Here is an 11,347-nt window from a genome sequence, read left to right on the forward strand (position 1 = left end):
TATGCATATCAAACAAATGTTAGGTGAAGTTGCATCTTTAAATGTTATTAGTAAAAAAAAGTTTAAAAAAAAGAAAAAAAACTATAGAGGAATTTTGTTTGTCAGCTGTTTATATAAATTGCGCAGTAACCAAACGCATTTATTTAGTGGTTTAAGTGTACTTGCTCCGGCTATTTTTAGCTTGAGTGTGCAAGGGGCAACACAGACCACTGGGCAAATGGTGCAATTTGATATACAAGCGCAGCGAGCAGACAAAGCCTTAATAGAATTTGCTAAACAAACAGAGCAAACCGTGGTGTTTTCTTATGAGTTGGCAAAAAATTACCAAGCAAATTCGGTTTATGGTTTTTATACCCAATTAGATGCACTGCAAGCATTATTAAGTGGGACTGAGCTCGATGCGGTTGTTGATCAAAATGGTTTACTGAGTATAAAACTCAAACAAATCAATAGGAAAGATAACAACATGATGAAGCTTTCAGGGGTTAGTGCAGCTGTATTACCAGCATTGCTTGCAGCAAATTCACACGGTGTGAATGCAGCAGAGGATGTTGCACAAGAGAAAATAGAAAAAATAGCTATTGTAGGTAGCCGCGTAGCAGGGCGCTCAGTAGAAGATTTACCCGTACCCGTTGATATTTTAAGTGCTGAAGCACTTGAAAACACAGGCCAAACCGAAGTTGGCCGTATGTTGCAATCTATTGCACCTTCATTTAACTTTTCAAGCTCGTCAATCAGTGACGGCACTGATGCCTTACGACCTGCAACACTGCGTGGTTTAGGGCCTGACCAAACACTTGTGCTTATTAATGGTAAGCGCCGCCATCAGGCAAGTATTATTCATATCAATACCTCAGTAGGGCGTGGTACCGCAGGTACCGATATGAATGCTATTCCAGCCTCAGCTATTAAACGTATAGAAGTTTTACGAGACGGTGCAGCAGCGCAATACGGCTCAGATGCAATTGCCGGTGTAATTAATATTGTACTAAAAGATGGCAGCGAAGGCGGCAAAGCAGCGATTAATTACGGCCAATACTCAGAGGGTGATGGCGAAACAGTAAACGTTGATTTTAATAAAGGATTTGCCCTAGGTGATAGCGGCTACTTAAATGCAACACTTAATTACCGCGACCGCTCGCCTACTAACCGCGCAGGTTTGCACGGCTCGTGTCAGTTTTATGGATGTACAGAGCTTAGCGACGGTACTTTACTGGCAGGCGATCCGCGTGAACTGATCGCCGACAGAGACACTTTTCGTATTGGTGATGCCGACTCACAACAATTTGGCTTAACCGTCAATACAGGGTATGAGTTAGGTGATGGCGAGCTGTATGGCTTTATTACTTATTCAACGCGCGATAACGAATCAGCAGCGTTTTTCCGCCATAATGCAAATGCGGGCGGTAACCCTGTTTTGCAAGATAACGACGCAACTATCCCGTTAGGCTTTTTACCTAAAATTAATACCACAATTGATGATATTTCTTACAACTTTGGTTACAAAACCGACTTTGATAACGATGCAAGTTTAGATGTATCGTACACCTACGGTGAAAACAGCATTGATTACACAACAAGTGACACAATCAATGCCTCGTACGCTAACTTTTTACGTTACGAGCAAGGTTTAAGTGCCGCTGATATTCGTAGTACTATTCCGCGTGAAGCCTATGCCTATGGCATGGAGTTATCACTGCAAACCATTAATATAGATTTTACACAAAACTTTGATGACTACTCATTGGCTATGGGTGCAGAAATTCGTACCGATGAATACCGTATTTTAGAGGGTAGCGAATATGCTTATCGTGATTACGACACCCTTGATGGGGTAAGTATTTATAGTGGTTTAAGTGGCGGTGTAGGCTCTGAAGATGCCTCTGGCGGTACGCAAGGTTTTGGTGGTTCTTCGCCGGCATCATCGGTTGATGAGTCACGCGATGTAATTTCGTTTTACCTTGATGCAGAAACCTACCTAATTGAAGATGTCATTTTATCAGGCGCACTGCGTTACGATAATTACAAAGGCTTTGGCGACACGGTAAACTTTAAGCTTGCGGGTAACTGGGCAATTACTGATGATGTGTCACTGCGTGGTGCATTAAGCTCAGGCTTTAGAGCGCCATCAATGCAGCAATTGTATTTTAACAATATCAGCACACAATTTGTTGTGGCTGAAGACGGCTCATTAGTTGCTGAAGAAGTAGGTACATTCAGAAACGATTCAACCCTTGCACAAAGTTTAGGTATTCCAAAGCTTAAAGAAGAAAAATCGCAAAACCGCAGCTTAGGTATTGTCTACAACGTAACGGATAACATTAATGTTACTGTGGATTACTACTCAATTGATATTGACGACCGCATAGTAATTAGTAATCGTTTAGGCAAAGGGCTTTCTTCAAGCCTAGATGCTGCATTAATCAGCTCAGGCGCAGGTGCAGGACAGTTTTTCTTAAATGGTGCAGATACCGAAACTTCGGGTATTGATTTTGTAGCTACTTGGAATACCGAGGGATTAGGTGGCACGCTTGATTTTACTTTAGCAGCTAACTTTACTGAAACTGAGGTGGTATCGTTATTTACGCCATCGGGCTCAGGGCTTGAAACCGTACCGGTTGAAGATGTTTTCTCTGATCAAGAAATTTCAATTATTGAAGAGTGGCAACCAGAAGATCGCATCAACTTAAGTGCGCTTTACCAGCGTGGTGATTGGACTGTAAACCTTTCACTTAACCGCTTTGGTGAATACACAGTAGAAGATGGCGGGCGCCAAACCTACGGTGCAGAAATTTTAACTGACGTTAAAGTTAACTACTTCGTGACTGAAGATTTATCTGTAAATATTGGTGCAAATAACTTATTTGACGTGTACCCAGATAAAAACACCATTGGTAACTCACGCTCGGGCACAATTGTAGATTCAAATGGCAATACGATTGTAAGCAGCGATGGGGTATTTGAATACTCTCGCCGTTCAGCGCCATTTGGCTTTAATGGTGCTTATTACTATGTAGGCGCAGAATACCGTTTTTAATAAATAACACTCCCTTATGTTATTTAAGTTCAAAGGGCCGTAAGGCCCTTTTTTTGTATTTAGCCTTTTCCGTATTTATCTGTAAACCGCGATTTATTTTATTGTGCAACGCCTTACCTCAGCGTTAAAGTATACCAATTCGCTTAATTAAACATTATTTCGGATTGGTATACCCCCTGTATGGCTTTGATAATACTAAATGAGGCATTTTGGACTTGGTTATACATAGCAGGGTTTAAACTGGACGTTGTAATAATAAAAAACCCAGCGGCTAGGCTGGGTTTCAAATATATGCAATTGAAAATTAATGCTTTTGCATACGGCTCATTTCGGTGTGGCAGCTTTGCATCGTTAGCAAGGTTTTCGCTAAGGCTGCTTCACAGTCGGCTGGCTGTGGTTTATCCATCGCTGCTTTAATTTCTTCAAGGGTTTTATCTTCTACCTCTTCAAGCTCTTTAACGTATGTTTTATCGTTATGAGAACTAAACGAAGTGAGTAGGGCTGTGTAAGCTCTGCGTGCTTCTACAGCAAAAGAAGAGCCGTCTTCACGCTCACCTTTTTCGTTAACAGCATAAGGTTGTAAGCGCTCAACACTTACTTTTCGTGCGTCAATCATGCGTTGAAATAATGCGCCAATGGCTGGGTCTTCAACTTTCTCTTGCGCTTTTTGATAAAAATCAATGCCACTGTTCATTACTTGGATGATGTCAGTAATATGAGTTGCTTCTGTTCCTTGATGGGTATTCATAATGACCTCTCTTTACATGAATTTAAGTTTCATAGTAACTAAAGCAAAGGCCATTCCAATTTAATTTTAATTTTTAAGTTATTGTAATTATTAGTCATTTTTTTATTTAGCAAGCAGTAAGGCTATTTAAAATAAAACAACCTCGCAAATTTTACATAGCTTTTGTAATAAGGTTATTTAAGCTCATCCGCCACTTCGGCTACTTTTTGGCGTAACCAAATATGGCTTGCATCGCGATGCAGTAAAGGGCTCCAAATCATATCTAGCTCAAAAGGCGGTATAGGAAATGGAGGTTCTAAAATTTTAAGGCCTGCATCATCTAAGTAAATATTGGCAGCCTTTGAAGGTAAGGTCGCCACTAAATTTTGCTCTTTTGCCAAATGAATGGCTACATGGTAATTACGGGTAAACGTGGCAATATTTCGGTGTTTACCAAAATGGGCAAGTGCTTCATCTACCCAACCTAGCTTTTGTACATCTTTAGGGTCCATTCCTACGCCAACCCCAAAGCCGGTTTTACTTACCCATATGTGGCGGGCTTTTAAATAGCTGTCTAGGCTAAAGTTTTCGATAATTGGGTTGTCGGCTTTTACTAAGCAGCAAAAGCTGTCTTTCCATATGCGTTTATGATGAAAAGATTGCGGAAGGTTTTCAAAGCGGTTAATTGCCATATCCACTTTACCATTTTCAACATCATGAAACGTTACATCACTAGGCGTCAGTATATCTAGGGTTGTATCGGGCGCTTCTTCATGAAGTTTACTTAAAAGCTTTGGCGCTAATGTACTGGCTGCATAGTCACTGGCCATTATTCTAAATACACGTTTACTTTGGCTGGCTTCAAATTCGCGATTAGGTGCGAGGGTTTCTTCTAGGGTCATTAATATACCGCGAATAACCGGTTGCAGCTCTATAGCACGCTCTGTAGGGACCATACCTTCACTGGTACGTACCAAAATTGGATCGTTAAACAAGTTTCTTAAACGCTTAAGGCCGTTACTCATAGCGGGTTGAGTAATACTTAACTGGTTAGCGGCGCGGGTTACGTTACACTCACGTAATAGGGTGTCGAGGTAAACCAGCAAATTTAAATCTATTTTACTTATGTTCATTGTGTGTCCTTTAACGCTTACCAGTGATGAATAAAGCGTTGTGCTGTCGGGTATGGGTATATGTGACTAACATGACCCTTTTTTATATTTTGCTGAGCTTGCTTCCAAAAACTAACATCAACAAGCTCGGGGTGTGTACTGAGTAAAAACTGTTTGTACTTTGGGTTTGGCATAACAAAGGTACAAAGTTGCTCAGGAAAAACATCTTGTGGCGCAACTGAGTAACTTTGTTCATCAGTTAAGTAATCATCATAGCTTTTGGCCTTAGGTAAGGCCCTAAAGTTCATATCTGTTAGGTATTGAACCTCATCGTAGTCGTAAAAAATAATGCGCTTGTGTTTGCTTACCCCAAAGTTTTTAAGCAGCATATCGCCTGGGAATATATTTACCGCAATCATTTCTTTAAGTGCTTGGCCGTACTCTTCTATTGCATCGGCAGCACTTTCTTCGCTGGCGTTTTCTAAAAATAAATTAAGCGGTGTCATGCGCCTTTCAATATATAAATGCTTGATAATAAGCCACGGGCCTTCAATTACCATAGATGAGCCAATGGTTTTATGTAGCTGTGCCAGTAAATTACTATCAAAGCGTGCCAAAGGAAATACGACGTTAGAGTATTCTATGGTGTCGGCCATGCGACCAACCCGATCATGGCTTTTTACCAGCTGATAGCGTTTAAGCACGGTATCGCGGCCAAACGGTTTGCTTTCGCCAAACTTATCTTTAATTACTTTAAATACATAGCCAAAAGAGGGCAGCGTAAATACCATCATCACCATGCCTGGGGTGCCTGGCGCTATAATAAAGTTATCGTCTGAGTGAGACAAGTGATGTAAAAATTCACGGTAAAACTCTGTCTTACCTTGTTTATGAAACCCAATGGCATTATAAAGCTCAGCGAGTGTTTTATTAGGCATAAGTTGATTTAAAAATCGCACCATGGCTGAGGGCGCATGGGTTTCAACCATAAAATAAGCCCGTGCAAAGCCAAAAATAACCCGCATTTGCGATGATTTAGTTAATAGCGCATCGAGGTATAAGCCTTTATCTTCATGGTGTAGTACCGCAATAATAAAAGGCTGCACACCGCTTTGAGAGACCACACGGCCGACTATGTAAGCTGCTTTGTTACGATAAAAAGGCGCGTGCAAAATATCAAAGCGCATTTGCCAAGGCTGGTGGTGAGTGTCGGGCGCTTGTTTGTAAAATGCCTTTACGAGCAAACGTATATCCCGCTCTAAATTTACAAACGGGGCTTTAAAATCAAAATGCTCAATAATACGCTTTATTGTGGGCTTTAAACCATCCACCACTGGAAAGTAGCTGCGGTACTCTGCCTCAACAGGAATGGCTGGGGCATCTTTTAATGTGGCTTGTACAAATATAAAGTCGTTATGAAAATAGCGTCTGTGGTACAAACGGCAAAATACTGAGTTATAAAATGTTTCGGCAAGTTCAGCTTGAGGATGAAAGCATAAAAAGCGTTGGTACAGTATTTTTACTTCAAGCCAAAGTTGCTCATTTAATTGCTCAGTTAACTGTGCTTGTTTTAATGCTTTAGTGGTTTCGTTTACTCTGTCATCGTAGTAACTAATACGCAGTTTACTAATTTCATTAATTTGCTGCCAATCGCGCTTTGCAAAGGCAAGCGGGGCTTGGGCGGTGGTTTTTTGAAACAGCTGATAATGCTTTTTAAAACCCGTTAAAATTAATTCAGCTATGTGGCGTGGCTGCATAAACACTCCTTAAAAAAGTGTATATAACGATTTTAGTACAGCATTTATAAATGTTAGTGCTGCTGTAGTGTTATACACGTTAGAGCTTTAACTCTATAGTTGTTAAGGTTATGTTATTTTAAGTTTAAAACCAAGATAAATATTCTCAGTTTTTATACTTTTAGCTTAAAGCATAATTGAGTGTGATGGCAAAAGCTAAGTTATTGGTAGGAAGCTATTTTTTTCTCTAACTTTTTAATGCGCTTCTCAATTTCGGTGGTTTGCTTTTTATGATCTTTATTTATTATTTTTAATTGCTTGGTAATATCTTTGCTAATTAACTTTTTGTCCTCGTCATCTAAAATACGGTTGAGGCGCTGTTGTTGGTTGTATTCTGCGCGGTCTTTTTTACGTTTTATAATCGCTAATTTATTAGTATTACTTCTCAGCTCAGCTTGCAGGTCAAGCACAATCCGTTCGCGCTCTAATGCGTTTAGCTCTTTTGTGTAATCTTGCGCCGGAGCAGTATTAATTCCCGATACAGTATTAATTGTGTAGGCGGTAGCGTTATCGTTACAAGGGAATTGCGAAAAGATAGTGCCGTTTTTTGTCACGCATTTATAGTAAGTTGTAGCATTTTGCGCATGCAGAGAAAGTGGGCATACCATTACTGCGCATAAAAAAAGTGTGTGTTTTTGCATTAATTTCATCCCTGAGCATTTACTATGATTTAGTAAATATAACCTAGCTTGGTGTTATAGCAAGCTAGGTTAAGGGATAGGGCTATTGTGTGTAGGTTTTTAGCTTTTTAATACTTTGTACTAAAAACGGGATATCGAGGCTTTGCTCAATAGAAAAACCTTCAGCGGCAGATATATTTTTATAGTTACCGTCTGAATCTATTAGCGTAATTCTATCTTTTTTGTAAGCAATAACTACGCCTTGCGAGTAATTAACGCCAGTGTCCGTTTTTTTCTTATACAGGTTTTCACCTAGCATGGTTTGTTTAACCACAGACTTACAGTTTAAGTACTGGCCTACACTGGTTGCAATAATATCACTGGGTTGAATAAGTCCATCTACCTTGGCTATTCGCTTATCTGAACTGTATAACACCGATGATGTAACTACTTCCGAGCTATTATTAGCTAAGCTAAACGCAAAAATATGGGTGTCGTCACTGCGAGGAGACGGATTATCTTCACCTTTAATGATTTTAATTGCGCTGTTTGAATGCGCTTGATCGTTTATAAAGCTTAGCTTTTCAATTCCAGCAAGCTCTATGCTTCTGCGCTGACTTTGCCACGCAGGTAAGGTTTGCTCTGATAAAATAGCCATCTTATAAAAAGAAGGTAAGCCATACACTAAACTAAACAAGCTATCGCCATGGTGTGTTGGCTGTAAAAACTGATCAGTTTTATATAGGTTTTTATGCTTAGCAACAAAGCGTTTTAACTGCTCGTTGCTATCAAATACAAAAATATCGACTTGCTGCGCAGTGTAATCTTCACATTTTTGCATTGGCGCAGGTATTTGGTAATTAATATTTTGGTTATTAATTCTTACATTGTGAGCTTGTTTATAGCTTTCAATGTCGAGCAAATCATTTTTTGCTAATAAGCTTTTAGCGGTCGTAGGGTACGACAGCGGTAAAACGTTATCTTGCTTCGTTATATCAAACTTTAAATTTGCATCTGCCCAAATGTGAATACTGTGGCTAAGTGCAAAGCACAACACTAAAAACGAGCTGGCAAAACGGGCAAACTTAAGTTGTTTTAAACGCGCTAAGTGCTGCCATGTATAGTTACTTACAACTAACTGGAAGCCTAAAATGAGTAAAACAATGCCCCCGGCTAACAACGTAGTAAGGGCAGGCGAGCTAGTTAGACGATGCCACAGTAAGGAAATGATTTCCGGTAGCGCAGAAGAGCTTAAATGGTAGCCCAAATTAACGTATACATACGCATCAAGCGTTAAAATAGACGCCCCAAGCGTAGCAATAACGGCAGCCATACCTCGAATATGTCGAGGGTAGGGAAACACTAAACTTAAAGGAAATACCGTCAGCACAAATGCTAAAAAAGCGATAAAGCTCGTATGGCTTAACCACGTCACTAACATATAGGTAATACCCATAAAGCTAGTTGGCGGTGAATCTGCAAATAAAAAGCTTAGGCTAATAAAAAGCGCTAAACCAATATTTGCAAAAGTGAACCAGTGGCCCCAACTTAATAACTGACTCGCTTTTGACGAAAACTGATTGTGCTGCGATAAATTCATATAATTTATTTAACCGACTGAGCAAGTGCTTTTGCAAAGTTCTCAGTTACGGCTTGTCTTTTCCCTGCAGGTACATGCTCTTTTAGGATATGCGTGATAGAATTTCCTAAACACATAAGGCTTAAATCAACCGGCGCATTGTGTTGCGTTAGCACATCAATGAGCTGATCGACGATTTGTTCTACTTCTTCATTAGAGTATTTTGATAAGATTGGCATCAGTTGGTTCAATAAAAGAGTTATATTCTCGTATTTTAACACCAGAGGCGTGAAAAACAAAGATGACAACAGACGTTAAAAAATTAGTCGTTCATTATGTAGACAAAAAAGACGACGATACGCAAATTCACCTACGAAACGATGAAATGGTGATAAACGATAAAGTCGCTGTTTTTATCGAACAACTTCATCATGCATACAACTCAAAGCCAGGTAAAGGTTACTGTGCATTTAGTGGCGATAAAAACAGTGTTGTAGCCTCGGCAATGCAAAGCTATCGTAATGACGAGTTAGGCTTTTGGCACATGACCGAACAGGCATCCACTGTTTTAAAAGAAGAGTTAGATAAATATGCCTTTAGCGAAACAGGCTACTTAGTATTTTGTCATTATCAGTATGTGGCTACTGATTACATGCTAATAGCTATGATCAATATTAAAGAGCACTACAGCATGACCTCTGAGCTTGATTTAGCAGCGTCGCGCCACTTAGATATATCGCGCATGCAACTAGCTGCACGTATCGATTTAACCGCGTGGGATACTCAAGCTGAGGACAATCGCTATATCTCTTTTATTAAAGGGCGAGCAGGGCGAAAAGTAGCAGACTTTTTCTTAGACTTTTTAGGTTGTGAAGAGGGCATAGACCCTAAACAACAAAGCCAAGTGATGCTTAATGCCGTTGAAGACTATTTATCGGAGCAATCATTCGATAAATCAGAAAAAGACGAGTTACGTAAGCAAGTATTTGATTACTGTAACGATTGTGTGACCACGGGTGAAGATGCAAGCGTTACTGAGCTCTCGGCTACGCTAACGAAAGGTGACGATAGTCCGTTTGATAACTTTTGCAAAGAACAAAGTTACGATTTAGAAGACTCTTTCCCGGTCGATAAAAAAACAGTGACCAGTATGGTTAAGTTTTCGGGTTTAGGGGGCGGTGTTAGTGTTAGTTTTGAGCGTAAACATTTAGGTGAGCGCGTAACTTACAATGAAGCGACCGATACACTGGTCATTAAAGGCATTCCACCAAACTTAAAAGATCAGTTACAGCGCTTTATGGAAAGTGAGTAAACTCATTTGATCTAGATAAAAGCTGATTTAAGAGCGTGATATTTATATCGCGCTTTTTTATTTTTGCCAGGTAATAAAGCCACTTAAAAGTCTATTGCACAAAGAGAAGTGAAAGAGGAGTAAGTGAGAAAATACAAGCTATTGTTTAATAGCTGAGCTCTTTCAAATTAGCTTGTTTAGCTTTATTACTCACTCTAAAAGCGCAGCGTCTCTTATCCTCTTTGTGAATATGCGTTTATTACGGGCTTTGCCCGGCACGCCAACAAGTTTTGCGTTTACAAGTAAAAATAGCCACGATGCTAAATTTAGGCTGTAGGCGCAAAGCTTGCTTGCGCGAGAAGCAACGCAGCTGTTTATTATTTGCTAATAAAAATCTATTGCACAAAGAGAAGTGAATGAGAATAAAATGAGAAAACAACACCAATTTAAACAATTATTTTTTCATTCCTTCTCTAAAAGCGCAGCGTCTCATATCCTCTTTGTGAATATGCGTTTATTACGGGCTTTGCCCGTCACGCCAACAAGTTGTGCGTCTACAAGTTAATATTATTCACGGTGTTAAATTTCGGCTGGAGCTATAAAGCTTCCTTAGGCGAAAAGCAACGCTGCTATTTATTTTTGCAAATAAAAATCTATTGCACAAAGAGAAGTGAATGAGAAGAAAATGAGAACACAACACCAATTCAAACAATTATTTTTTCATTTTTTTAAAAGCGCAGCGTCTCTTATCCTCTTTGTGAATATGCGTTTATTACAGGCTTTGCCCGTCACGCCAACAAGTTGTGCGTCTACAAGTAAATATTATTCACGGTGTTAAAGTTCTGCTGGCTATTAAAACCACTTAAAGATCTATTGCACAAAGAGAAGTGAAAGAGGAGTAAATGAGAAAATACAAGCTATTGTTTATTAGCTCTTTCAAATTAGCTTGTTTAGCTTTATTACTCACTCTAAAAGCGCAGCGTCTCTTATCCTCTTTGTGAATATGCGTTTATTAAGGGCTTTGCCCGTCACGCCAACAAGTTGTGCGTCTACAATTTAATATTATTCACGGTGTTAAAGTTCTGCTGGCTATTAAAACCACTTAAAGATCTATTGCACAAAGAGAAGTGAAAGAGGAGTAAATGAGAAAATACAAGCTATTGTTTATTAGCTCTTTCAAATTAG

Annotated in this window: 8 protein-coding genes; 2 read left to right on the forward strand and 6 right to left on the reverse strand. The window is 39.6% G+C overall.

The features are described 5' to 3' along the window. The first annotated feature begins 1 nt into the window (after position 1). The gene (locus tag PSH48_RS19025) at positions 2-3,037 is read left to right on the forward strand and encodes a TonB-dependent receptor plug domain-containing protein (protein WP_273612122.1); all 3,036 of its coding nucleotides are present in this window, start codon (positions 2-4) and stop codon (positions 3,035-3,037) included. 304 nt (positions 3,038-3,341) lie between these two features. Here PSH48_RS19025 and PSH48_RS19030 read toward each other — a convergent pair whose 3' ends face one another. The 6 genes from PSH48_RS19030 to PSH48_RS19055 all read right to left on the reverse strand — a co-directional run bounded on the left by PSH48_RS19030 (position 3,342) and on the right by PSH48_RS19055 (position 9,110). Beyond that, the gene (locus PSH48_RS19030; protein ID WP_004588918.1) at positions 3,342-3,785 is read right to left on the reverse strand and encodes a ferritin-like domain-containing protein; all 444 of its coding nucleotides are present in this window, start codon (positions 3,783-3,785) and stop codon (positions 3,342-3,344) included. 173 nt (positions 3,786-3,958) lie between these two features. Next, the gene (locus PSH48_RS19035; RefSeq protein ID WP_024032602.1) at positions 3,959-4,897 is read right to left on the reverse strand and encodes a LysR family transcriptional regulator; all 939 of its coding nucleotides are present in this window, start codon (positions 4,895-4,897) and stop codon (positions 3,959-3,961) included. A 17-nt stretch (positions 4,898-4,914) separates the two neighbouring features. Further along, positions 4,915-6,633 (reverse strand): bifunctional isocitrate dehydrogenase kinase/phosphatase, encoded by a 1,719-nt coding sequence (aceK, locus tag PSH48_RS19040; RefSeq protein ID WP_273612123.1) that lies wholly within the window; start codon positions 6,631-6,633, stop codon positions 4,915-4,917. A 200-nt stretch (positions 6,634-6,833) separates the two neighbouring features. Continuing rightward, complete coding sequence (locus PSH48_RS19045) at positions 6,834-7,313, reverse strand: hypothetical protein (RefSeq protein ID WP_029772054.1); 480 nt, start codon at positions 7,311-7,313, stop codon at positions 6,834-6,836. 82 nt (positions 7,314-7,395) lie between these two features. Continuing rightward, positions 7,396-8,892, reverse strand: a complete 1,497-nt coding sequence (locus tag PSH48_RS19050; protein WP_273612124.1) for a DUF3413 domain-containing protein — start codon at positions 8,890-8,892, stop codon at positions 7,396-7,398. A 5-nt stretch (positions 8,893-8,897) separates the two neighbouring features. Further along, positions 8,898-9,110 (reverse strand): DUF1414 domain-containing protein, encoded by a 213-nt coding sequence (locus PSH48_RS19055; RefSeq protein WP_004588923.1) that lies wholly within the window; start codon positions 9,108-9,110, stop codon positions 8,898-8,900. Positions 9,111-9,172: 62 nt separating this feature from the next. Here PSH48_RS19055 and yejK point away from each other — a divergent pair, with 62 nt between their 5' ends. Next, positions 9,173-10,183: a nucleoid-associated protein YejK gene (yejK, locus tag PSH48_RS19060; protein WP_273612125.1), complete on the forward strand. Its 1,011-nt coding sequence runs from the start codon at positions 9,173-9,175 to the stop codon at positions 10,181-10,183. Positions 10,184-11,347: the final 1,164 nt, after the last annotated feature.

This window comes from Pseudoalteromonas sp. Angola-4 (genome assembly GCF_028599265.1).
GTDB classification, from domain to species: Bacteria; Pseudomonadota; Gammaproteobacteria; order Enterobacterales; family Alteromonadaceae; genus Pseudoalteromonas; species Pseudoalteromonas atlantica.